The organism is Kistimonas scapharcae (assembly GCF_039540975.1).
Taxonomy (GTDB): domain Bacteria; phylum Pseudomonadota; class Gammaproteobacteria; order Pseudomonadales; family Endozoicomonadaceae; genus Kistimonas; species Kistimonas scapharcae.
On the sequence record NZ_BAABFL010000133.1, the window covers coordinates 17,807 to 42,692 of the forward strand.

Sequence of the window (24,886 nt, forward strand, 5' to 3'; positions counted from 1 at the left end):
CAAAGCCACTCGATATGCACATATACCTATGCGATAAGTGCTTTTCACTATGCAGCAAATGCTTTTTCTCTCAATCTTACTTACAGCTCTAAGCTTTTTCTTTACCTATCTATATACACAATGGAACAACACTTTCTGAACAAGCACCAAACGCAACATCTGAAATCCACACATAAAAGAACATTAATTATTTTATCTTTATTACAGACTTTCCATGCACGCTCTTAATCTAGGGTCTAACTTTGTTCACACTCTATTACCGCTTCAAATAGCTGTCACTATGATTCAGACAGAAGGAGTTGCACCATGCGTTGGTTATACCCTTTTTTACTAATATCCCTGTTTATAAACACTGTGTATGCTGTTTCTGATCGCCCTACGCCTACAAGCAATCTCGTTAATGAGGATATTAAAACGTTAAAAACACTGATTGAAAATCAGTTCTCTTTTCATCCTGTTCATACACATAACGAGTTGGAACAACAATTAAACAACCTTTCAAAGTACACACTGCCTGCAGACACTATTGCCTACCGGTTAACACTACAAAAACTGATCGCAGCTTTTGGCGATGCCCATGCAGGGGTTAGAGATTTATTTAATATCGATATTCCTGAAAACGAAGATAGTTACAAGCGTGTTATTGGTGGAATTCAGGCAATACCTGGAAAATATCCCAAGCTGGTTTTCATGCAGCAAGGTCAATTTGTCTATGAACACAATAAAACATACTGTGTACAGGAGACATATAATCGCGACTTCCCCTACCTTGTTGCCATTGATGATATTTCAATTGATGAATGGGTGAACTTACTGAAACCGGCAATATCCTCCTATAATCAGGCGCGTATCTATGATAAAGCTGCACGTTTTTTAAAATATCTGAATCAGGCGCGCGCATTAACTGGGCATCCAACCTCTAATCAGGCAAAACTGACACTGGCATCGGAAGATGGCCAGCAAATCAGTCAGAAGGTAAACCTGGAACGCTGGCATATTGACTGCCGCTTGACCACTAGCAGCGAACTTCACGCGATTGATCTCACACCGTCAAATCACCTGACAACCTCGGGTCAAAGCCGGATTATGTACCTGCGCTTATCTGAGATGTTTGATATCACTGATGCTCAGCAAGGACTTGAATTACTGAATACCTTGTCTCGCTTCAAGCAGGTATCAGGACAACGTGGACTTATTCTGGACATGCGCGATAATGGTGGCGGTAGTCGGACAGCGTTGATTGCTCTCTACCCATTCCTGGTACATAAAGACGCTTATCCACGTATCACCAACGTGGCAACTTATTTACTGCCCGAGAATGAAACAGCAATGCCATGGGGATCCCCAGATAGCGACAGACTATTTGGTCGATTTATTTTCCGACATGACAACGCCATCTGGTCACAAGAGGAACAACAGGCGATTGATGCCTTCCAGCTGACCCAATTCACACCGGACCTTAACCCGATATCAAGCCAGAAACCTAAGGATTGGTATAAAGAAAATCGCTACAGTGCCTGGCATTATCAAGTATTGTCACCTCAGCAGTCCTTCTTTCGTAAGCTAGTGCAAGACTTTACAGTCGAAGATGAGGATGACGCCACTATTCAAAAGAATTTGCTGGGACTGGTTGCTCTATGGGATCAATTGTTACCGGACTATAAACCACCCAAACAGATCGTTGTGCTCACCGATTCCGGCATATTCAGCGCAGCAGATATAATGGTTAGTGCGCTCAAGGGACTAGATGGCGTGACACTGATGGGTTCCCCCACTAGCGGGGGTAGTTCTATGGCCATTACCCATGAACTTCCCTCCGGCACGCAGATTAAACTGGGGAGTATGCTGTCATTCACACCCGATGGTCACTTATACGACAGCAATGGTGTCACACCGGATAAAACACTCCAAACCTCTCCCTCATCGTTTTATTTTAAAGGGATAGAAGATCAACTCTCGGCTCAAATCACACATCCTGAAGACGACTTGCTGAAAGCGGCCATACGCTTTATCAAAACACAAAAAACTGCCAGCCGAAGCTTTAAAGCAGGTCCCATCTGGGATCACGGTGATGCCAAACGAAAATGTCCACCGGTTTGTTTCAGCCATGATGGTCGCTGGAACAATGTATGGTGGACCGTCATCACTAATGAGATGTCAGTCTGTCAGTGTGAAGTGCCAGTAGATCCTGCACAATAACCATAGCCAGACTGAATGCTGGAATTCATAATTCATCGCTTGACGACTGTGAATTCCAGCATTATCAATTCCTAATAGTTCTTTATAGACTTGGGCATATTAACGATGCCCGTTATTTATAGAGCATTGCAATGATCGCTCAGCCAAAATAGTTTTTGCTCGAAAACCCATTAAAAAGAATGTACTAGAAGCCATCTCATAAAAGATTAATATGGTCGCCTATACTGCAAGTTCATTTGAGCTTGTATATTTATGTCTACTGATCTTACCGATAGCCAATGGGAATATATTGAGTCATTTATTCCACCACTACCTGTCAGTGCTGATGGAAGAGGTCGGCCATGGATAGCAGCCAGTGATGTATTGAATGGCATCCTTTGGGTTCTCAGGACAGGCTCACACTGGTACGAAATGCCTGACTGCTATCCTCACTATCAAACCTACCACCGTCGTTTTCAACAATGGGTAAAGCAAGGTGTCATGGATTGTCTTCTTGAAGCCCTGGCAGAAGATCTTGAAAGACGTGGGCAAATTGATCTCAATGAATGCTTTATCGATGGCTCTTTCTCCTCTGCTAAAAAAGGGGGACGAAGTGGGAGCAACCAAAAGAGGCAAGGGTACCAAGATCATGGCGACTGCAGACCATAATGGTCTTCTTGTCGCACTATGGGCAACAAGTGCTACGCCACATGAAACACAGTTAGTCGAAGAGCTGTTGCTGCAGAAATCCATGTCTACTTTGCCAAAAAAACTGATTGGTGACAGGGCTTATGATAGTGATCCGCTGGATTTCACGCTTGCAAAGCAAGCGTATTGAGCTTATAGCGCCGCATCGCAAAACAATAGTCAAACCTAAAACGCAGGATGGTCGGCCACTGAGAAGATACAAGCGCCGATGGAGAGTAGAGAGGCTATTTGCCTGGCTCTACAATTTTGGGCGTATCGTTACACGTTACGAGTATAAGCTAGCGAATTTTCTTGGTTTTTTAAGGCTTGCTGGTTTCATGATTCTTGCAAAGAAGTATTTATGAGATAGCGTCTAATAATAAGGAAAAGCGATTTCATTAACTCGTGAGCATCTATCAACAAGCGGAATAATAATGCTACGATTATTCCATTAATCATTAAACGGGCTACCGAGCACTGGTTCCCCACTCCTTCTACTCAAATACCCATCGCAATCGATCGCAATAGAAGCAGCAATTTTTTTTCAACTTACTCAATACAATGCCAATCCATTTCCAATCTAAGATCCAATTATCTGGCAATATATAATCAACTGTTTATGAACGGACAGGAACCTGACCAGAATCAGGCTCCTGTCAAAAATATTATTTAATAAACAGCTCCCGCGGATACTGGCAGAGCGTTTCACAGCCTGTTTCCGTGATCATGATACTTTCTGTAATTTCGAGTCCCCATTCATCCAGCCACAGACCTGGCATGAAGTGGAAGGTCATACCCGGTTTCAGCTCTGTGTCATCTGTAGGACGCAGGCTCATGGTGCGCTCGCCCCAATCAGGGGGATAGCTCAGACCGATCGGGTAGCCGCAGCGCGCACCGGCGCGATCATGGCCGAACTTCGCCAGAGTACTGTTCAACGCATTGGCAATATCCGCAGGCGTATTACCGGGTTTCGCTGCCGCTAATCCGGCTTCAATACCCGCTTGCAGTGCTTCCACACCTTTCAGCATGTCCGCCGGTGGCTCGCCAAGGAAGACGGTTCGGGATAGCGGACAGTGGTAACGCTTGTAGCAACCCGCAATCTCAAAGAAAGTGCCCTCACCTTTTCTAAATGGGCGAGAATCCCAGGTCAGGTGAGGAGCAGAAGCATCCTTACCCGTAGGCAGCAATGGAACGATAGCCGCATAATCACCACCCTTGCCATCGACACCTTCACAAGCTGCACGGTAGATTTCAGCCACCAGCAGGTTCTTGGGCAAACCGGCTTCCATTTTCTCCAGGATAGTGTTGTGCATATGCTCAACAATCCGAGCCGCCACCTCCATGTACTCGATTTCTTTGGGTGACTTGATCGCACGGCACCAGTTCACCAACCCGGTCGCATCCTTGAATTCCACCTGTGGCATATGGTTCTTCAATGACATGAAGGCCTGAGCGCTGAAATAATAGTTATCCATTTCCACGCCGATGACACCTTTATGCCAGCCACGCTCCGGCAAAACAGTATCACCCAGGTAATCCATGGGATGCACAGGAGGATTCATGACATAATTCTCAGGGTAATAGGTCAGGCTATCCGGGCTCAGCCAGGCTGTACGACGTGCGCCGTTGGTATCCTGAAGCCGGCCGAACCAGATGGGTTCACCGGTCATGGCCACTACGACACACTGGGGCACATAGAATGACCAGCCATCGTAGCCTGTCAGCCAGTTCATGTTGGATGGATCGGCGATGATCAAGGTATCCAGGCCGGCCTGCCGCATACGTTCGCGGGTTTTCTCCAGGCGCGCACCATACTCTTCACGAGTAAAATTCAACGCAATCTCAGACATGGTTGTTCTCACTTCTTGCGTTTTATCGGGCCGCCCCCTTTGCGGTGACGGCAGTCTGTATACGTGTTTCAATCATTCAGGACAAAGCGGAATACCAGGGTCTACACGGACTCTGCAGCCGGAAGCGCTTCCGTTGTCCCGGTCTTCCAATCAACCGGGCGGACGTTGTGAATCCACGCCCTATCCTCGTCCATCATCTTCTTCGCTGCATAAACAGTAATGAACTGCACGATCATGATCGGAAAGCCGAGCAAGCCGGACGTCACTTCCAGTGGCACCAGTCCGCCAACCCGCATCAACACCAACGCAAGAACCGCAATCAGCAGGGCCCAGATGATTCGGCTGTTGCGATCAGGATCTTCCTTGGTCATATCCCGGGTGCTGGCATAAGCAGCAATCGCAAAGGTGGTTGAGTTCAGGGTTGTGCCAAAGAAGACCATGGTCAGTAACCCGAAGACCACCAGCATGATGCCGGCAAACGGTAATGAGGCGATCACCTCGGCCGCAGCGACGACTTCCCCACCACCGCTCTGCATAATTTCCATCAGAGGAACTTCGCCGTTCAGATAGCGGCTGACACCCAGCCCCCCCATAAGACCGGTCGCCACCCAGGCCAGTGCTGGGGAAGCAAGGATGTAAGCCATCAGCACTTCGCGAACGGTACGACCTTCAGAGATTTTTGCGGCAAACACACCGTGCAGCAGTGACCAGGTCGCCACATAGGCCCACCAGAAGACGGAGTAGCGGTAGATGTGTGTTGCAGCCCCATCGGTCAGGGATTCTGTCTGGAATGACAGGGTGAGGTAATTACTGAACAGGAAGCCAATGGTATCCGTGAAGTAATTCATGATGAAAACGGTGGGCCCCAGGATCAGGACCAGAATCCCGAATACAGCTGCCAGGTACATATTGAAGCTACTGAGCTTCTGTATGCCTTTCTCCATGCCCAGATAAACCGTGAACATGAACAACATACACCAGGTCAGTGTCACGATAAACGACAGTTGGAAATTCCGCTCAACATCCAGAAGCTTGGCGACAACCGTCGTCACCATAGGCGTACCCAACCCCAGGAAGGTCGCGCTGCCAGCGACAATGGCGATCAGGAAGGTGATGTCCAAGATCCGGCCACCCATGCCATCAGTGAACCGGTCACCGAATACGCAACGGGTAATTTCTGACACCCGCATCATAGGCTTTTTGCGCACATACAGGACATACCCCATGGCCGGTGCCGTCATGGCGAACAGGGCAAAGTTCTGGAACCCCCAAAGGTACATGGAGAAAGAGTTCCCCCACATCAGCGCCTCATCGGAGAAAGGTGTGAGGCCGAAGGGCGGATCGGATGCAACAGACGCCCACTGAACGACAGCCGTACGCATAATGGTGGAACCGATGCCCATTGAAATAATAATGGCAAGATACTGGAAATTGCTGAACCGGGGCTTGGTGGACGGATCACCAAGCACCACGTTGCCATAGCGGGAAAACGAGAAGTACAGGGCGCAGACCGTAATCAGGATGGGGTACCAGATATACATCCAGCCGAGATTCCCCACTAACCCCTCGAAAATCGAATTCATCAGGGTAAGTGCCTGCTGCTCATAAAGAGCCAGCGGTATACACAAAGCCACAATGATGATGACGGACGGCAAGAACAATTTGTAGTCGACGGTTAATTTGCTGTTACTGACTGACATTACGCAGAGCCTCCTGCATGTTATTCGTCATTCACCGGCATACTGATTTCCAACCGGTTACTGCCTCTGTAAGGAGATACAGTTATGACATCGCCAGCTGTGCAAAAATGGCTGCGCCATACGCAATGCAGTCTTCGTCAACGTCAAAGGGGTTCGCATGGAGCGGTTGGTTTATGCCTTTTGACGCGTTACCACTCCCCAGCAGGAACAGTGCTCCCTGCTGTACAGCAGTAAAATCAGAGAAATCTTCGGAAGCCGGCCAAGGCTCAGGCATGGTGATGATATTTTCCGATGCCAATACCGCTCGGCCAGCCTTCATTACACGACTGACGGCATATTCACTGTTATGGATGGCAGGACAACCGCCAGTGGTGAATTCAATGCCGAAGCCCCGCTGTTCAGATTCCTGCAGTAAGCTGCGGATTTCACGCAACAGGGTTTCCTGAACCGTATTATCAAACGAGCGCACAGTGCCGGTCAGGTTGGCTTCAGGTGCGATGATGTTGCAGGCTTCACCCGCCTTAAGTTCACCAATCATCAATAGCGCCGGGGAAAAAGGCGAAATCTTGCGCATCCGGATGTGATCCAGCTGCTGGTAGATACGAACGGATTCGCTGAGTGCATCCAGCCCCTGGTGCGGCGTTGTGCCGTGGGCACTCTTACCGGTAATTTTCAGTTCAAACTGTGTCAGTGCCGCAGACATGATGCCGGTCTTCAGGCGAATCTGCCCCACTTCCAGGCTGGGATCGTTGTGAAGGGCATAAATTTCATCAACCCCGTCCATCACACCATCTGCGATCATGCCCTGTGCGCCGCCGACACCTTCTTCATCAGGCTGGAAGATAAAACGGATATTGCTGGTCAGTTGATCCCGCTTGCCGGCCAGGTAACAGGCGGCAGTAAGGGCGATGCTCATATGCACATCATGCCCGCACAAATGGGCGACACCGTCATGGCAGGATTTGTAGGTAGCATCACCCAGCTCCTGGGCTGGCAGGGCATCCATATCTGCACGGAAAGCAATCGTCCGGGTCGCACCTGGTACGGTGAGATCAGCCACAAGGCCGGTTTCGAATGAACTTCTGATGTCGTATCCCAGCGCGGCCATCTGCTCATGGCAGTAGGTGCTGGTCTTGAATTCCTGACGTCCCAGTTCCGGATAACGATGCAGGTGTCGCCGGTGTTCTATCCCCCAGGGCAGGAGGTCTCTTATTTCTGACAACATGGTTTGAGATCCTTCCTCGGTCTGTCCGAGATTTTTTAGCAATAAGCTGCCCACCCGCTGGAAAGTGGATCACCCGTTCCCAGCGGTTGTTCGTTTATGTCATGCATGTTGGCTGCCCCGGCAAGATGCGTTGCCGGGGGCTTGCCAGCTAACGGTTTTCGTACCAGACCGTTTTCAGCTCTGCATACTGGTCGTGGGCTGCGAGCGATTTGTCGCGCCCACCGAAGCCGGACAGTTTGTAACCGCCAAAGGGTGCAGTACTGTCACCTTCAGAGAAACAGTTGATGGACACAGTGCCCGCCTTGATCTGACGTGCCATGCGATTGGCGACGTGGATGTTATCGGTGTGCAAGGAGGAAGCTAGGCCATAGGGCGTCTCATTGGCCAGACGGATGGCTTCTTCTTCGTCGCGGAAAGTGATCACAGACAGTACCGGGCCGAAGATTTCTTCACGGGCAATCTTCATGTCGTTGGTCACACTGTCGAAGATGGTCGGCTCAACAAAGTAACCGCCGGTTTCCTTCAATACCTGACGACCGCCCATGCGCAGCTCGGCACCTTCTTCATGGGCAGACTGGATATACGACAGCACTTTCTCCATGTGCTTCTTCTCGATCATGGAGCCCAGTTTGACCTCCGGATCCAGCGGATCACCCAGCGGCCAGCCTTTCATCACGGCAGTCAGTTTTTCAACCAGTGCATCCTTGAGGTCTTCGTGCACCAGCAGGCGGGATCCGGCAGAGCAGTTTTCCCCCATGTTCCAGAAGGCGGCATTGGCCGCATGTTCCGCGACGGCATCCAGGTCAGACACATCCGGCATCACAATCTGCGGGCTCTTACCGCCCAGCTCCAGAACGATACGCTTCAGGTTGCTCTGTGCTGCATATTCCAGGAACTTCCTCCCTACTGCCGTTGAACCGGTAAAGGCACAGCAGTCGATATCACCGTGGCGACCCAGCGCCTGACCAACCACAGCGCCCATACCCGGTACCACGTTAAAGACACCCGCCGGAATGCCCGCCTCCAGCGCCAGTTCCGCCAGGCGGATCGTGCTCATGGAGGTCAGTTCCGCCGGCTTGATAATGATGCTGTTCCCCATAGACAACACCGGGCCCAGTTTCCAGGCGGCCATCTGTGCCGGGAAGTTCCAGGGCAATACCGCACCGACGACACCGATCGGTTCACGAATAATCATGCCCAGGTTGTCCGGACCAGTCGGACACACCTGATCGTAGATCTTGTCTGTCGCGTCCGCATGCCAGCGAATACATTCGGCCGTTTCATGGATATCGGTATTCAGGGTTTCAGACACCGGCTTGCCGGCTTCCAGTACTTCCAGCAACGCCAGTTCCATCGCATGGTCGTCAATCAGGTCGGCAAAACGATTCATGACACGACGGCGGTCTGCCGGATGCATACGGGACCAGTCGCCCCGCTCAAAGACTTCACGGGAGACTTTCACCGCCCGCTCAACATCCGCTTCATCGCAGCAGGTAATCTGGGCCAGTACCTGGCCAGTAGCCGGGTTTTCCGTATCAAAGGTGGCACCAGAGAGCGCGTTAACGGTTTGTCCGTTAATCACGGCATGTGTCGGCAGGCGCAGGCTGGCAGCCTGTTCGCGAATCGCTTTTTCGTTTAATTCGGTCATGATCACTTCATCCGTTACGTATTGGGTGATGATTACAGGCTGCGAATCACCTTCATCAATTGTTCGATATCCTGCTCACGGGTATTGAAAGCCGTGACAAAGCGCACTTCGCAACGACCGTTCTCCCAGAGCCAGTAATCAGGCTGGTAGCCAGTATCCTGGATGGCTTTCAGCATGGCCTGTGGCATGTCGGCAAAAATCAGGTTGGCCTGCACCGGATAGGAAAATTCCACATCCGGCACTTCGTTCAGTTCCACGGCCAGTTTCTCCGCCATACGGTTGGCATGCGTCGCGTATCCTAACCAGCGATCGTTTTCCAGGTAGGCATTGAACTGGGCAGCCATGAAACGCATCTTGGACGGCAGGTGTCCACCACGCTTACGCCGTGCACTGAAGTCCTGCGCCAGTGTCTGGTTGAAAAACACAACAGCTTCTGCGGCGATGGCGCCATTCTTGGTCGCGCCAAAACTCAGTACATCAACGCCGGCTTTCCAGGTGATATCTGCCGGATGACAACCAAGAGAGGCGACAGCGTTGGCAAACCGGGTGCCATCCATATGGACATGCATGCCCTTGTCTTTGGCCAGCCGGCACAGGTCGGTCACGTCTTCAGGGGTATAGACCGTGCCAGATTCAGTCACCTGAGTCAGGCTGAGTGCTGACGGTTTGATGTAATGCACATCATCCCGCTGCTCGCGCAGAACCACAGCCAAATCGTCAGCATGCAGCTTTCCATCGGCACCAGTCATAGGCAGAAGACGGGCGCCGCCGGTATAGAACTCGGGTCCACCGCATTCGTCGACCAGGATATGGGCTTTTTCATGGCAATAGATGCCGCCATAAGGCGGGGTCATAGTAGACAACGCCAATACGTTGGAGGCCGTTCCTGTCACCACCAGGAAAGCATTCACTTCAGTCCCGAAGAGCCGGGACAGGCTTTCGTTCAGGCTTGCAGTCAGCTGGTCGTTGCCATAAGGCATCACGGTACCGTCGTTGACGGCGGCGAGGGCCGCGAAAATCTCAGGCGCTACGCCTGTTTCGTTATCACTGTGAAATGACATTATTTTCTATCCGGGTTAACTCCGGTTTAGACCGGAATGACACAAAAGAAGACACTTCGTGAAATACAAGACGTGAAAAGCAGGAAGTAATGAAAAGGGCATGTGAAACGGTGTGGGTGTTGTGTGATAACAGGCCATTGCGTGGCTGATGACAGAAACGCTGTCGTTTTGTTAAAGGCGCCAACCACAGGGCTAGACCTGCACCTTTAACGAGTCTGTTGACCAACCATACCGCCGGCTTCGACATTCGAACCACCAACACCAGGAATCAATCGTGGCGCCATTCTGTCTGTCGGCTCTCACCCCCTTATTGACGTGTATCAACAAGCCTGTTTAACGCTGATGCACATCAAGCAACCCATCACAATTGTCATGATTTAATTGCGCCAATTGCGCTGACAGGGTTCAGCCACGCACAAACAACAGAGCCTATTGCGCAACAGCATCATGGATATCAATCTCCGCCCCTATCTCCGCCCCGACGGACGCGCACGATACTTGGCCATTGCTGAGGCGATTCAAAACGCCTTCATCGCCGGTCACCTGCAGCCCGGCATGCGCTTACCCACTCATCGTGAGCTGGCTGCCGACCTGCGTGTTAGCGTTCAAACCATCAGCCGAGCTTACAGCCAGGCGGAAAAACTTGGCGTCGTACACGGCGTGATTGGTAGTGGGACCTATGTCAGCAGCTATTCGCCCGATCAGGAGACCGAGTTTTTCCAGTCCGGCCATCCGGAAACGGCCAGTAACCCGATTGATCTGTCCATTGCCCACCCGGTCTGTACTAAACGACATCTGCAGATTGTTCGTGACGCGATGATCCGTCTCGCGCAGAGTGACAATGACCAGTACCTGCTGAAATTCCGCCCCGTGTCCGGGCTGGCTGAGCATGTTGCCGCAGGGCAGCACTGGCTCCAGGGACAGGGTTTACCCGCCCATCATGACAATATCGTGCTGTGTAATGGCACCGCACATGGCCTGATGCTGGCACTGGCCAGCATTGTGAATCCCGGGGAAACCATTGCCTGTGAGGAACTTGTTGACCACGGTTTTATCGCGCTGGCCCGTACCCTGAATTTCCGCCTGACCGGTCTTCCAATTGATGACGATGGCCTGATTCCGGAAGCACTGGAAGTCGCCTGTCGTGAAAGTCGATTGCGCATACTCTGCTGTACCCCCAGCCTGAACAATCCCACAGGCAGCCTGATGCCCAGGAAGCGACGGGAGCAGATTGCCGCCATTGCCCGGCGCTATGATCTGCTGGTAGTTGAGGATGATGTCTTCGGAGCACTGGAAGCCAACCGATGCCCGCCACTGGCAAGCCTGATTCCGGAACGCACCTTCTACGCCACCAGCTTCACCAAAACAGTCCTCCCGGGGCTAAGGGCGGGGTACCTGGTTATACCGGACTGTTTCAGAAAACAGGTCATTGCCCATCTGACGGCCAGTACCTGGATGGCAACCCCCATCACGTTTGAACTGGTTTCTGACCTGATCAGGGAAAACCTGCTGGACAGCATGATCTTTACCCAGCAGGACGAACTGGCCAGTCGCCAGTCTCTGGCCCGCAGCCTGCTACCCGAGGCATTGGTTGGCGGCAGCCCCTTTGGCATGCATATCTGGCTGGCGCTACCGGATGAGATGACATCTCAGGATATGATGGCGCGCTGCCGGGAACAGGGTGTGTTGGTAACACCCTGCCAGCAGTTCTGCCCCAACCCGAGGCTGGCGCCGCGCAGGGTCCGGGTCAGTCTCGGCGCGGAAGCCTTTCGTCCTCGCCTTCAGGAAGGTCTTCAGATCGTTCGAAACATTATCGAAGCTTGAACACTGTTTGAAAGAAACCTTCAGCGTTTGAATGGGCAGACAATAACATATATATTTTTTACACTTTTTACGTATACAAAAACCTGAAAACCTCCATAGAATACCCAACCGTATTTATCAGGTATAAACCCGAGTAATGCAGGAGGCTATTCAAAGATGGTAAAACCCGTCAGTTTCGCCGATCCGGATCGGTGTAGTGAAATTTTTGATTCAGACAATCGTGTTGAATGGCAGAACACGCCACATGTTTTGAACAGTCTGCCGCTGAAAGAAGACACCCGCATTGCCGATGTTGGCGCCGGTACCGGCTATTTCGCCCGTCAGTTTGCCAGGCTGGCTCCCCGGGGGCATGTCTACGCACTGGATACCGAACCGAATATGATCAGCTACATGGAGCGACGCTTCACGGCTGAACAGTTGACCAACATAGAAACACGACTCTGCCAACCTGCTGATCCCTGTCTGCCGGCACCGGTTGATATTGTGTTCCTCGCCAATGTCTACCGGTTCATTCAGGATCGTACGTCTTTTCTCGCCAGCCTCCACCGACAGATCGATCATAAAACGAATGTCGTTTTTGTTGATTTCCGGGGCAGTAACGCACGGGTACAGCCTGTTCAGGCATTGGATGAAGTTCGTCAGGCCGGTTTCCGTGTTGAGGCCATGGACACCAGCGGTTGTCCTGACCATTACATCATGACCTTTAAAAAAGCCGTTTCATTGTAAAAGCGAGTTATCACCATGAACTACAAAGTAACTATCGAAAAGAATACCCGCATTCCCTATGCCGATCTGCTGGCCTTTGCCGATAACGGTATCGCCAGCAGCACCCTGCTCAAAACCGATACCGCCGAAGTCTGTGTGATGACCCTGGATGAAGGGGAAGAAATCAGCGAACACGCCGTTCCCAAGGAAGTACTGATTCAGGTTTTCGAGGGACGGATTGAATTAACCATTGACGGTGAACTGCTGGACATTCGTCCCGGTGAAATTGTCCGTATGGCACCAAAGGCTCCCCACTCCCTGCGGGCACTTGAACCTTCCAGAATGATGCTGTCTCTGTTGACAGTCTGAAGTCGTAATTTTTTGACCATTAAAATGTATTTTATTTATATGTTATTGAGGTAACCATGAGCTTTCGTGTATCAGGCAATATTCACTGGGTTGGCAAGCAGGACTGGGAACTGCGGGAATTCCACGGCAGTGAATACTCAACCCACCGCGGCTCCAGTTATAACAGCTACCTGATCCGTGAAGAGAAGAATGTTCTGATTGATACGGTCTGGGCACCCTATGCCCAGGAGTATGTCGACAACCTGGCCAAAGAGATCGATCTGGACAAGATCGATTATATTGTCGCCAACCACGGAGAGATAGACCACACTGGCGCCTTGCCCACCCTGATGGCACGCATCCCGGACGCACCCATTTACTGTACGGCAAATGCCGTCAAATCCCTGAAGGGACATTATCACCAGGACTGGAATTTCCAGGTGGTCAAAACCGGCGACACACTGGACATTGGTAACGGCAAACAGCTGGTCTTTGTCGAAGCGCCGATGCTGCACTGGCCGGACAGTATGATGACCTACCTGACCGGTGACGCCGTACTGTTCAGTAATGATGCGTTTGGCCAGCACTACGCCAGCGAACTGATGTACAACGACCTGGTCGACCAGAATGAACTGGCCGAAGAATGTCTCAAGTATTACGCCAACATTCTTACTCCCTTCAGTCACTTGGTCACGGCCAAAATCCAGCAATTTCTGTCGCTGGAACTGCCATTGAACATGATCGCCACGTCCCACGGCATTATCTGGCGAGATGACCCGGCACAAATTGTCCGTCATTACCTGAACTGGGCTAACAACTACCAGGAAGACCAGATCACCCTGGTTTACGACACCATGTGGCATGGTACACGGCAGATGGCGGAGGCTATTACCCGGGGCATACGTGCTATCAGTCCGGCAACAAAGGTCAAACTGTACAACCTCGCAACATCTGACAAGAACGATGTCCTGACAGAAATTTTCAAATCCAAAGCGGTCCTGATCGGTTCACCAACCGTCAATAACAGCATGCTGCCCCATATCGCTGCACTACTTGAAGAGATGAAGGGGTTGCGATTCAAAAACAAAAAAGCCGCCGCCTTTGGCTCCTATGGCTGGAGTGGTGAAGCCGTTGATCGCATCACCGAACGACTGAAAGACAGCGGTTTTGAGACCTTTGAAGGTATTCGTGCCGAATGGAAGCCAACTGACGATGCGATTACAGAATGTATCGAATACGGCAAAACCTTCACCCACTGGCTGAACGAATCAAACGGAGACAACCACCATGAGTGAAAAGCAGACAGATGAGATGCAATCCATGCGTTGCCGAGTGTGCAGCTGGATTTACGATCCCAAGCTGGGTGAACCCAACCAGGGTGTAATGCCCCGTACGTCATGGGAAGCCGTGCCCGACACCTTCCTTTGTCCTGAGTGTTTCCTGGGCAAATCTGAATTCGACCCGGTCTGAAGGAGGCGCAGCAGATAGCATGCAGTTACCCGTCGTAATCATTGGCAGTGGCTTTGCCGGCTACCAGCTGGCCCGTGAGTTCAGGCAACTGGATAACCAGACGCCGGTGATCATCGTGACTGCTGACAATGGCGATGATTATTCCAAGCCGTTGATCAGCCATGGGTTCAGCCGTCGACTCAGTGCCGACGCCATGATTCAGAAGCGTTGCGATGCACTGGCGGAAGAGTTGGCGATCACTATTTTGCCTAACACTCGCATTACATCCCTTAACGCACAGAACAAAACCGTCAGTTATGGCGATGAAATCATCGCCTACCGGGACCTGGTTCTGGCAACCGGTGCAGAAGCCGCCATTCCCCCTGTGCGCGGGGATGGCACCACACAGATCCTGACGCTTAACAGCCTACAAGAATATCGTCACGCCAGTAAGACTATCGTGGATAAACAACGGGTTCTTGTTATCGGCACCGGGTTGATCGGTACCGAGATTGCCCTAGACCTGTCGCTTGCCAACAAAGAGGTCTGGCTGGTTGGTATGACGGAACAACTGATGGGGCACCTGCTGCCAGATTTTATCAGTCGAGAACTGCAACAACGCTTTCAATCATCAGGTTGTCAGGTGATGACCGGCCTAACGGTGGTTGAACTCACACAATCAGATTCAGGACTGCGGGTTACGTTGTCTGATGATCGCGTGATTGAAGTCGATGCCGCCATTGCCGCTACGGGTCTGAGGCCACGGACAGCACTGGCGAACGCCGCAGGCCTCCGCATCAATCGTGGCATCTGCGTCGATGCCTGCCTCCAAACCAGCAGCCCTCATATTTATGCTCTGGGGGATGGCGCTGAAATCAGCGGTACACTGTTGCCTTACCTTCAGCCCATCGCACTGTCAGCCAAGGCCCTGGCAAAAACATTAGCAGGTAACCGAACTGACGTCGTGATACCAGCCATGCCTGTCATCATCAAAACCCCCGTCATGCCGATCCAGTTGAGCGGTGAAACCAGTGGCGCACATCTGAGCTGGCTTGTTGAACACACTGACAACGGGATGATCGCCAAAGCGTATATTCATGAGGATAAAATGGTGGGATATGTTGTCACTGACAAACAGATTGCGCAGGGATTCTCACTACTCGCACAACTCAGAGCGACTGCTTAGTGGATAGAACCAGACACAATCTACCCTTTTTGATATGACACTCTGTCTTGCTGGTTTTCAATAAACGCTTTCAGAGCGACCGCATTGTTATAACGTGTTTCCCGCGATGAGTAGACAAACGTGACAGGTTCTTTTTTCAGATGTTCAAAAATAGGCTCCAGTGACGATACTCGTGCATGCAGTTCTGCAAAATAGCGCTGTTTGAATTCCTCCCACTTTTCAGGATCATGATTAAACCAGTGACGCAGTTCAGTGGATGGGGCTGCGTCTTTATCCCACAGGTCAATCTTCGCCTTTTCCTTTGAAATACCCCGCGGCCAAAGCCGTTCAACCAGAATGCGGAACCCATCCGCTGCAGAGGATTCCTCGTAGACACGTTTTAATGCAATGTTCATGGTTTGAGAGTACGTTGTGCATTCACTCTCTTTATAGTTGATTTAACAACGCCAGCGGATAGTGGGCAGGAATACGATTAATCCAAACATATGTATCCGGATTCCCATCACCCTTTAATTTATTCAACAGGATATTCGTAGCGGATATCAACTGTCTGGTAATCACCCTTTTTATCCGCAATATTACCTCGGCCTCTAAACCGTAACAGCTGCTTTGTCTCTTTCTCATAGGTAAGAAAAATCGGATCCAGCACTAAACCGAGCAGCCAGGAATCTGGCGCAATGTTAAAACAAACGTCACTGGATGATGAACATGGCACTTCGTTGATTCGCAGAGCCACGGTTTGTCGTCTGGATGGTGCCAGGTACGCAATAGTCAAAGATCGTCCCTTACGCAACGTCTCCCAGTGCTCCCGAACAAAGTGATCAAAGCCTGCATCCACGACCATCAATGATTCAATGGCTACCCGTTTCTGCTTTGGTTTTTGTTTATCGTTTGCCTGGTAAGTAACTTCCAGCTTGTCGCTGCCCATTCTGGCAACCTTAATTACTTCACCGTTGCGGGCATTTTCCTGTCTGAAATCCGGCACCGTAAAACTGTGGGTGTAATCCAGGCGTTTTTTCGCAAACACCTCACCCGACGCTTCCCGGTAAGTGACTGTGTGCCGATACGGTGAAGGGTAAAGATGTTCTTCGGTGTACAACAACACAGCCCCCTCAAGATCATAAGCTCGTCCTATCACGCTAGCGGGAAGCCCCGCATTGGCCTGCCAAGCCATCAACAGCGATAGCAGACAAAGTGATAAGACACTCAATCTAGTCATTGGTGTTCATCCTTGGACTGTTATTGTCCATAATCTTCCCTGCAACACGGAGACCTGAAGGCAACAGGATTGCCCAGATAGCGGCTTCAGCCAACAGCGGAATCACAACCGGTTGAGACAATACGGATCCCGACAAGTGCCCGCCTGCGTAATAACTCAATGGCACGGCTGAGCAGGCCAGTAAAACTGACACCCAGGGATAACGATTCAGCCATAACAGACTGTGGCACAGTGTTGTCGCGAACATCAACCAGAGACACAACAGCCACACGGGTGCAATAACCACAGGCACTGTACTATTTGTTACACGAAGGGAGCCGGAGAACAGTATCCATCCGGCAGTATTGATCAGGCTGTCGAACAGGAAGCCCATTACCGTAAATCCAGCGATCAACTGCCACTCGGCGTGCTTCGTCACCCAAAATCGGGCATGTATCAGTAATGCTAAAACGGTGGCAACCAACGCCAGCGCGTTGTGTCCCTGAACACAGACAAACCACATCAGTTGAAACAGCACTGCATTCGCCAGAGTACGCTTCATAAACAATGATCTACTGTATCAGGCAATAGCTCTTTGTAATCGTTATACGTCGTTTTTTTTATCCCAATCCACCGGAGATAACAATCATTCGATATAGGGTAATGCCATAATATTCAACACAAAAAAGAGTCCTTTAAAAACCTGACTCACGGTGTAACATGGCAACCACTTTTCGCCACCAACCAGTCACCAAGCTTTCTGAAGCAGCATTAATCACAATAGCACCGCGTAACACACGTTCCGGTAACACCGAATCGTCGGGCAAGTAAAAGAAAACCCGGTAAGTGCCTTTTACAGGAATCAATTCTCGATCTCGGGTTTCACGCACCGCCAGATCACCACCAAACAGTGACGCTGAATAGAGGCTGTCCAGCTCATGGATAGCTCGTGTTTCAACCTCCTCGACAGTAACAGGAATCGGTGACCAGCGTCCTTTTTCCGGATAGAAGAAACCTGTCATGCCAGATTGCACCCGCATCAATGCCGACTCATCCAGATAACCGATCAACTGAGGATGTGTTTGATCTAGCACCGATAACAACGGTTCACTTTCGGTCACCCACTGCCCTGTTCTGACCTCCGGCGATAAATCCGTTACAACACCCTCGTACGGCGCTTGTGCAATCAATCGTTGCTGACGAGCTTTCAAACTCCGGATATTCTGCAGTTGAGTGCTGAGTTCCGTTCGAATCACCAAGGCCTGCTCCCTCAACTTTGGATCAAATCCAATCGCACGGCTCTTCTGCGCCAGCTCCCTTAAACGTAATCGGGATTCTGAAACTTCTTGTTCAAGTTCCGGCGCTGAAACTTGAAACAACACCTCTCCTTTCGCCACGGCTTGCCCGGTTTCTGGCAGGGTTGTCGATAATCTGCCGGATACTGGCGCATAGATTGTCGTATATTGCCCTTGCAACCAGGCAGGCATAGTCACCGACTCATGCCATGGCACCAGACAAAGAAAGAGTAATGTGACCAAAAGACCTGTGGTACGAACCGTCGCACGGTTCCAGCGCATATGCCTTCGCCGGTCATGCCATTCACGGATTTCATTCCAGATCGGGCGGACAATGAAATACCCGATTTCAACCACAAACAGGAAAAGTCCCAGCACCTTGAAAAAGAAGTGGTAGACCAGCAACGCAATCCCCAGGAACAGCAGGAAGCGGTAGAACCAGACGGCTATGGCATAACCAATCAGCAAGGCTCTCGGTTGCTCCGGAGGCGCCTCACCAAGACCGAAAAGACGTTCCCTCAACCACCAGCGTGATAGTGCAAAAGAGCGAGACTCCAGGTTCGGTACCCGCAAGGTGTCTGATATCAGGTAATAGCCGTCAAAGCGCATAAGTGGGTTGAAGTTAACCAACACACTTAGTAGCCAGGTCGTGGTCGCCAGTAGAAAAAAAATACTCCGCCACACGCCTTCCGGTGTCAGACTCCAGGCCAGTAATGCGACAGCCGCGACACCCAGCTCAACAGCCACGCCAGCTGCACCAATGGCCAGACGATCCTTTCGTCGAGTCACCCGCCATGCATCACTGGTATCCGTGTACAGCACCGGCCATCCCACCAGCAAGGCTACCCCCATCACCGGTACACGACACCCTTTTGCTTTCGCTACCCAGGCATGCCCCAGCTCATGGAGCAGTTTGATCACAAACAGTGTCAGGCCATAAGCCGCGAGCCCCTGCACATTAAAAAAGTGTTGGAATGTTGTCAGGAACTGATCAAATTGACGCCCAACCATGATTAAGCCGACCACAGCACACACGGTCAGGGCCATCAGCACATAGCGGGAGCCCAGCCAACGCACCCAGGACAAGGTCCGGGTCAGGAAACAATCAGGCCTGACCAGCGGTATTCGCACAAACAGGTAGGTTTTCAGGAGCTTTTGGAAGAATGCCGGCTTTTGCGACAATTGACGCTCAAACCAGGTGTGCTGGGCACTGTCAGCCTCAACCAGGTGATTATTACGCAGAAAAGCAAAGACCGTTTCGACATCCTCTGATGACACCGTATGTCCCGAGCGTACTGTCGCCTTTTGAGCAACGGTTTCAGCATCACTGCCATCCAGGCAAGACAGGATATCGACCTCAGTCTCTCCCAGACGAAAGAACCGGTTGGACAGTGGATCATGCAGCAACCAGATAGGTGAACCATCGACGTCTGGTTCCCCGGGTAACAATTCCAGGTCCTGACGCAATGCAGGTACCGGCGGTTTGGGCATGCTCTCCATGGTTACAACCCCAACCACTGTCGTGCCGCAGCAAACGGACGCCTGAAGAGGTAATAGAACAGAGAAACATTTTCGCCACTGATTCGAGCAGTTCCGCGCCACCCCAACCGAGGCAGGTTTTCTTCAGGCTGAAGCAAAGCCCGCCCACGGAAGGCAAAGATACCTTCCGGCGACACTTCCGCCTGGTAATTGATATAACGAACATGACCACTTAATGCCTTGTCCGGCGCCACATTCAGGAACAGGGATACCGGTGCCTGATCTGGTAGCGGCAGGCTTTCCTCCACAGGCAACCAAAACTGAATTTCTGCCGATTCCGGCGCAGCCACGGCCAATAGACGCTCGCCCAGTCGTACCGGTTTGCCTTTCAACACATCCGGGTCATTCAGTACAACAACACCATCGTGTTTCGCACGAATATCCACCCGTGCAAGTTGAGACTCCAGATAAGCGACCTCTGCCGCATTCTGGGCAATACGCGCCTTGAGCACAGGCATGGGTGTTGTCACTTCCCGATACCCTGTCGCAGCCTGCTGTCCACGGCGATATTCGGCGCCTGCAATTTCCAGTGCCTGTTTAGCAACATCCAGCCGGGCTTTCAGGGAACGATCATCAAGCCTTGCCAACTGTTCACCCGCCGCGACTTTCTGGTTGGGTTTCACCAACAGTTCACCAATGACACCATCCAACGGGCTGCGAACCACTTCCATGTCGTAGGCAACAATCTCGGCGGGCGCCAGGGCACTCTCCGGCACCGGGATAAACATGGCTGCAGCGATCAGTACGGCGACAATTATCGAGAGTTTCTTTTTCTTAAGGTGGGTAAGAGGCACCTTGGGGCGAACCTGCAGCGCATGAATAGCATGAGCCGCCGCTTCAGCAAGGTGTGCCAGCACGCTGGTCTGTTCAGGTTTCCAGGGCTCAACTGCGGCCAGGAACAGGCCACCCTGCCACTCGCCGGTATTGGATTTCACCGGCAGCCACAAACCGGCTTCCGGTAAGAAGCTTGACCAGTCCTGCCGCAGAGATTGAGGAAGATCCTCTGCTGCTACCATTGCAGGCTCTTCTGACACCTGTTTTTCCAGGTGTCGGCAGACGGCTCTAAGCCATTGTGTGAATGGGGCTTCGGTAACAGGCTCAGGTAAACCAGAAACAGCCAGAATACGGCTCTGCCGATAAAAAGCTGCTACCCGGTATTCAAACAGATGCCGGGTGTCGTTAACCAGAATACGCGCAATGGCCGTCACGTCACTGGCTGCGCGTAACCGCTGCTGCAACGTCAGCAGGCTGGCCAGCCGTTGCATAACCAGCGTCTGGTGACTGTTGGATGTTGCCGTTGTCATGGTATTACGCTGGCACTGGCCGTACCGATATGAATCTGCCCACTCATGCCCGGCAGCAGGTTATCCGGCAGCGCGGTTGGTACACCGATGATTCTCACCGTTTGACTCACGGGATCAATATTGCTCACTAACCGATCAACAGTTGCGGCAAGCGTTGTACCGGTTTCATCCACGGTCAGATTAAAAGGTGTACCTGGAGGTAAACGGTGCAACCAGCGGGATTGCAGCACCATTTCGACTTCCATGTGGCTCGTGTCGACCAATTCAAACAGCGGGTCGCCCATACCCGCAAATTGCCATGACTGCACCTGTTTACTGACCATCTGACCACTGAAGGGTGCCCTGACTTCACAGTGGCTCAGGCGTACATCAATCAATTTCAGCTCGCTGTTAGCAATGGCCAGTTCTGCCTTGCTGAGACTTAATTCCAGTCCGCTGATATTGTCTAACTCGGCCAGACGACTGTTGACCCGGTAACGGGCTTCAGCCCCTTCTTTCTTCGCAGCAGCCACATCCCGCTCGGCCTGCTCAGCCCGGCAGTCAAAGCGGGCCAGAAGATCGCCTTCCTTGACGTAACGCCCTAGTGAACCTTTCACCTCAAGCAGGGTACCCGTCATACCTGCCGATAACGTCGTATACCGCACAGGGCGTAACTGACCACGAATCGTTTCTGCCACCGCCGTGTATTCGGCATAATCACCAACCTTAGCGGTTAACTCATTCAGTTCACTGATATCCGCATTGACGCGAATCGCCATGCCGAACAGCAACAGCAGGCCGGCCAGCCTGCTGTACGACATAGTGTGTTTAGCCATGATTGTCTACTTCACTCTCCTGCGCTTCGCCCGCCACCTGTTGTGAGACAGGCAGTCGACCGGAATCCCAGCGTGTATAGGTTTCATCAAGCTGATGGCTGATCTCTGTCACGGATAACTGCTGATAGTTATCCGGCACAGGATCCAGGTTCAGGCTGAGCAACATGGCGCCATAGGCATCCTGCGCTTCCGCATAAGCCAGCAACTGTGACATGGCCGAACGCAATGCCCGAGCTTCACTTTGAATTCGATCAGTATCGCTGGCCGCCTGGCTGAACATCGCCTGCTGTGTCAGCTCGGAGATAGCCTGGTCAAGATCACTGATATCATTGGCCCGCCTATGCCGTTTTACGGTGTTATGGTATTGCTGCCACGCCAGATGCACCTGCGCCACCACCGCCATATTGATAGCCATACGACGAGAGTCTGTCAGCTGCATACGGGCTTCGCCCTGGGCCTCAATTTCATCGTGCGCCAGCAGGCGGAAGATATTCCAGGATATCCGGACACCAGCCTCACCCCAGCCCTGATGGTAGAGATAGCTGTTACTGTCATAGTTGCCAGTGTAGGAGAACTCAATACCCGGCAGTAGTCGTAACATCTCTTTTCGGGTTTCCAGCTGATCAATGCGGGCATTATAGAGTTGGTTGGAGTAATCCATGGAGTTCGCCAGAGCGGTCAGTTCCAGTCCGTCCAGATTCTCTGGTGAGGCAGGTAATGACGGCAACACACTTGGGTAATCCAGCTTGATTGGTGTACCGGGTGGCACGTTGACCAGTATGGCCAGTTCCACCTGGGCGGCATTGACCGTCTGCTTCATCTGCTCCAGTTCGCTGACAATATCCAGCAAACCACGCAGTTCCTGCAGAGTATCAAGCGGAGTACGCAGATTCTCATTACGCACCTGTTGCAGATTAGCAACCGAGGTTTCGGCGCGAGCCAACAGGCTATCAATGTCATCGGCCATCTGTTGCATCACCGCGGCACGCCAGAAAGTGGCACGGGTCTGTTGCAATAACCGGAGCATGACCTTGCGACGTTCATTTTGGGCAATCAGGAACCGGTCGGCTTCCTGTTGGGCCTGAAGGTAACTGACTCCAAAGTCCAGTGCATTCCACGAGAACTTCAGATCCCCCATAGCACGTTCACGGTCCTGCGACGTCGATGGTTCCAATGACACATTACCGGTATCAATACTGACACTGGTTGATGCGTTCACATTGTCCCGCTTTGCATAACAGGCAGACGCCGCCAGCACCGGCAGCATATCCATCTTCAGCAGCTCGAAGTTACGGCGGGACAGCGCCTGCTCCATCAGCTGAACCCGGTTATCCAGGTTATATTTCAGTGCCCGGGCCATAGCCTCGGTCATGCTCATGCCTTCGTCCAGGTTCTCCTGTGAGGCATAAATGAGGTTACTGTCTGACGTCGCTTTTTGTGAACGCAGATCCTGAGTAATCGGGTCCGGTGTCACGGCGCATCCAGCCAGAATACTGGTGCTCAGCACCGCCCCCGCAAGCTTTTTTACCACAACCATGTATTGCCTATTTGTTAATATCGTTCGTGTCTGACAATGGTGTGCCTGGCTTACGCGCCAAGCGTTATCAGGTCTGTAATCAACTTATCCCGGGACTGAATAAAGCCCTGTGCACCAGCCCGTTCCAACTGTTCTTCCAAGCTTGCAGGCGCATTAAGCGACAGATCATCCCCCTTATCTGTCGCATGATCTGCAGCCGCCTCACCTTCAATCTCTTCACTGATTTTTTCAGGTTGGACCTCACCGGCTGCCGGTGCTTCAAGCTGATTCAACTGATCAACCACATCACTGGCGGCAATCACCGTACCCGCAAAGGTAATGTTGAAACTGGCACCGGCTTCATTACCGATCAGGTCGCGCCCGACGACCCGGATATCCACACTTTCAATACCCAGCGCGATGGCGGCATCGGCATCCACCATAAAAGCACCATTCTGGGTATCAAAGCGGATATAGTCCGGCAACTGGGAACCATCCGAGAGCATGGCTTCCATACGAATCAGCTGCGCCGGATCCGAGTGTTCAAAGGCATTACCCGGCAGTGAGAAGTTATAAACGCCCTCAGTAACGACCTGATCCTGCAACTGGACGGTCAGCCGCACCGGATTGATCCGGGCATCCAGGAAATCCAGCAGGGTGCTTTCACGGCCAGGATTAATGGAGGGAATCTCACCATCTGGACGTCCCGGAATATCAAATCCAGGCCGTTCTTCGGGTGGCGCTGGATCAGGGTCAAGCGGCACAAACGGTTCATCCAGTCCCTCAATGGTAATCACCAGTTCGGCCACCGAAGCACTGCCATTACGGTCAGTCACCGTATAAGTGAAGACATCCGTTACCGTCTGATTGGTGGTCAGGCGCTGAACCGCTGCACTGCTGTTATCCAGTTCATAGCGATAACTGCCATCACTGTTGATAATCAATCGACCATATTCGCCCTGCACAACGCTGCCAACGGCACTGTTATCGCCATTCACGCCGGCAATAAAGAGTTCATCACCATCCAGGTCTCTATCGGTACCGAAACCATCATCCTCCGTGATGACATTGCCGCTATCCGTCGTCGTCTGGTCTTCCGACACACTGCCGGTATTATCGGCAGCCAGAATGTCATCATTGGTGCCGAGAATCGTGATGCTCAGCTCAGCCGTCGCTGTACCGCCGTTACCATCAGAAATAGTGTAGGTGAAAGTGTCTGTCAGGGTTTCGTTGACGGATAGCGCCTGTATAACGTCGCTATCATTATCGAGGGTATAGCCTTAAATCCCGCTTAACCTTGGGAATGTGAGCAAGCTGGCCGTACTTTTGGCAACAGAGTACAGTTTTTGCACAAAACG

General features: G+C 51.7%; 21 protein-coding genes and 2 pseudogenes. 10 read left to right on the forward strand and 13 right to left on the reverse strand.

The features are described 5' to 3' along the window. Positions 1–306 precede the first annotated feature (306 nt). The 4 genes and pseudogenes from ABD892_RS09180 to ABD892_RS27060 all read left to right on the forward strand — a co-directional run bounded on the left by ABD892_RS09180 (position 307) and on the right by ABD892_RS27060 (position 3,230). Positions 307–2,199: a S41 family peptidase gene (locus tag ABD892_RS09180; RefSeq protein WP_345195254.1), complete on the forward strand. Its 1,893-nt coding sequence runs from the start codon at positions 307–309 to the stop codon at positions 2,197–2,199. 252 nt (positions 2,200–2,451) lie between these two features. Then, positions 2,452–2,676, forward strand: a pseudogene (locus tag ABD892_RS27055) (transposase); the annotation flags it as partial. A 16-nt stretch (positions 2,677–2,692) separates the two neighbouring features. After that, positions 2,693–3,016, forward strand: coding sequence for a hypothetical protein (locus ABD892_RS09185; RefSeq protein WP_345195255.1), 324 nt, complete (start codon positions 2,693–2,695; stop codon positions 3,014–3,016). Next, the gene (locus tag ABD892_RS27060; protein WP_425559210.1) at positions 2,970–3,230 is read left to right on the forward strand and encodes a transposase; all 261 of its coding nucleotides are present in this window, start codon (positions 2,970–2,972) and stop codon (positions 3,228–3,230) included. Before ABD892_RS09185 ends, ABD892_RS27060 begins: the two co-directional genes overlap by 47 nt. Before the next feature lie 300 nt (positions 3,231–3,530). Here ABD892_RS27060 and doeA read toward each other — a convergent pair whose 3' ends face one another. From doeA to ABD892_RS09210, 5 genes are all read right to left on the reverse strand, one after another. Continuing rightward, positions 3,531–4,715, reverse strand: a complete 1,185-nt coding sequence (gene doeA, locus ABD892_RS09190) for an ectoine hydrolase DoeA (RefSeq protein ID WP_345195257.1) — start codon at positions 4,713–4,715, stop codon at positions 3,531–3,533. Between the two features lie 101 nt (positions 4,716–4,816). Next, complete coding sequence (locus ABD892_RS09195) at positions 4,817–6,415, reverse strand: BCCT family transporter (protein WP_345195259.1); 1,599 nt, start codon at positions 6,413–6,415, stop codon at positions 4,817–4,819. Positions 6,416–6,497: 82 nt separating this feature from the next. Then, positions 6,498–7,640 carry a M20 metallopeptidase family protein gene (locus tag ABD892_RS09200; RefSeq protein WP_345195261.1) on the reverse strand — a complete coding sequence of 381 codons (1,143 nt, stop codon included), beginning with the start codon at positions 7,638–7,640 and terminating at the stop codon, positions 6,498–6,500. Between the two features lie 148 nt (positions 7,641–7,788). Continuing rightward, the gene (locus tag ABD892_RS09205; protein ID WP_345195262.1) at positions 7,789–9,288 is read right to left on the reverse strand and encodes an aldehyde dehydrogenase; all 1,500 of its coding nucleotides are present in this window, start codon (positions 9,286–9,288) and stop codon (positions 7,789–7,791) included. Between the two features lie 32 nt (positions 9,289–9,320). Beyond that, on the reverse strand, positions 9,321–10,349 hold the full coding sequence (locus ABD892_RS09210; protein ID WP_345195264.1) for a threonine aldolase family protein: 1,029 nt from the start codon (positions 10,347–10,349) through the stop codon (positions 9,321–9,323). Positions 10,350–10,796: 447 nt separating this feature from the next. Between ABD892_RS09210 and ehuR the strand changes: the two genes are divergently transcribed. From ehuR to norW, 6 genes are all read left to right on the forward strand, one after another. Beyond that, on the forward strand, positions 10,797–12,173 hold the full coding sequence (gene ehuR, locus ABD892_RS09215; protein WP_345195265.1) for a MocR-like ectoine utilization transcription factor EhuR: 1,377 nt from the start codon (positions 10,797–10,799) through the stop codon (positions 12,171–12,173). A gap of 156 nt (positions 12,174–12,329) precedes the next feature. Next, positions 12,330–12,899, forward strand: a complete 570-nt coding sequence (locus tag ABD892_RS09220; RefSeq protein ID WP_345195267.1) for a class I SAM-dependent methyltransferase — start codon at positions 12,330–12,332, stop codon at positions 12,897–12,899. Positions 12,900–12,914: 15 nt separating this feature from the next. Continuing rightward, positions 12,915–13,247, forward strand: a complete 333-nt coding sequence (locus ABD892_RS09225) for a cupin domain-containing protein (RefSeq protein WP_345195268.1) — start codon at positions 12,915–12,917, stop codon at positions 13,245–13,247. A gap of 56 nt (positions 13,248–13,303) precedes the next feature. Next, on the forward strand, positions 13,304–14,521 hold the full coding sequence (gene norV / locus ABD892_RS09230) for an anaerobic nitric oxide reductase flavorubredoxin (RefSeq protein ID WP_345195270.1): 1,218 nt from the start codon (positions 13,304–13,306) through the stop codon (positions 14,519–14,521). Continuing rightward, entirely contained in the window at positions 14,514–14,696 is a 183-nt protein-coding gene (locus tag ABD892_RS09235; RefSeq protein ID WP_345195271.1) for a rubredoxin, read from the forward strand. The genes norV and ABD892_RS09235 overlap by 8 nt, the downstream gene beginning before the upstream one ends. A 19-nt stretch (positions 14,697–14,715) precedes the next feature. Further along, a complete protein-coding gene (norW, locus tag ABD892_RS09240) occupies positions 14,716–15,861 on the forward strand; it encodes an NADH:flavorubredoxin reductase NorW (RefSeq protein ID WP_345195272.1) in 1,146 nt (381 codons plus the stop codon). A 20-nt stretch (positions 15,862–15,881) separates the two neighbouring features. On the opposite strand, the gene ABD892_RS09245 is transcribed toward norW, so the two are convergent. From ABD892_RS09245 to ABD892_RS09280, 8 genes and pseudogenes are all read right to left on the reverse strand, one after another. Continuing rightward, positions 15,882–16,256, reverse strand: coding sequence for a DUF488 domain-containing protein (locus tag ABD892_RS09245; protein ID WP_345195274.1), 375 nt, complete (start codon positions 16,254–16,256; stop codon positions 15,882–15,884). 119 nt (positions 16,257–16,375) lie between these two features. Beyond that, complete coding sequence (locus tag ABD892_RS09250; protein ID WP_345195275.1) at positions 16,376–17,080, reverse strand: hypothetical protein; 705 nt, start codon at positions 17,078–17,080, stop codon at positions 16,376–16,378. After that, positions 17,073–17,621, reverse strand: a complete 549-nt coding sequence (locus ABD892_RS09255; RefSeq protein ID WP_345195276.1) for a DUF2878 domain-containing protein — start codon at positions 17,619–17,621, stop codon at positions 17,073–17,075. Before ABD892_RS09255 ends, ABD892_RS09250 begins: the two co-directional genes overlap by 8 nt. A gap of 133 nt (positions 17,622–17,754) precedes the next feature. Further along, positions 17,755–19,845, reverse strand: coding sequence for an HlyD family efflux transporter periplasmic adaptor subunit (locus ABD892_RS09260; RefSeq protein ID WP_345195277.1), 2,091 nt, complete (start codon positions 19,843–19,845; stop codon positions 17,755–17,757). A gap of 11 nt (positions 19,846–19,856) precedes the next feature. Further along, entirely contained in the window at positions 19,857–21,197 is a 1,341-nt protein-coding gene (locus tag ABD892_RS09265) for an efflux RND transporter periplasmic adaptor subunit (RefSeq protein WP_345195278.1), read from the reverse strand. After that, positions 21,194–22,012 (reverse strand): efflux RND transporter periplasmic adaptor subunit, encoded by an 819-nt coding sequence (locus ABD892_RS09270; RefSeq protein WP_345195280.1) that lies wholly within the window; start codon positions 22,010–22,012, stop codon positions 21,194–21,196. The genes ABD892_RS09265 and ABD892_RS09270 overlap by 4 nt, the downstream gene beginning before the upstream one ends. Then, positions 22,005–23,549, reverse strand: a complete 1,545-nt coding sequence (locus ABD892_RS09275; RefSeq protein ID WP_345195281.1) for a TolC family protein — start codon at positions 23,547–23,549, stop codon at positions 22,005–22,007. Before ABD892_RS09275 ends, ABD892_RS09270 begins: the two co-directional genes overlap by 8 nt. Positions 23,550–23,599: 50 nt before the next feature. Beyond that, positions 23,600–24,793, reverse strand: a pseudogene (locus ABD892_RS09280) (VCBS domain-containing protein); the annotation flags it as partial. Positions 24,794–24,886 lie beyond the last annotated feature (93 nt).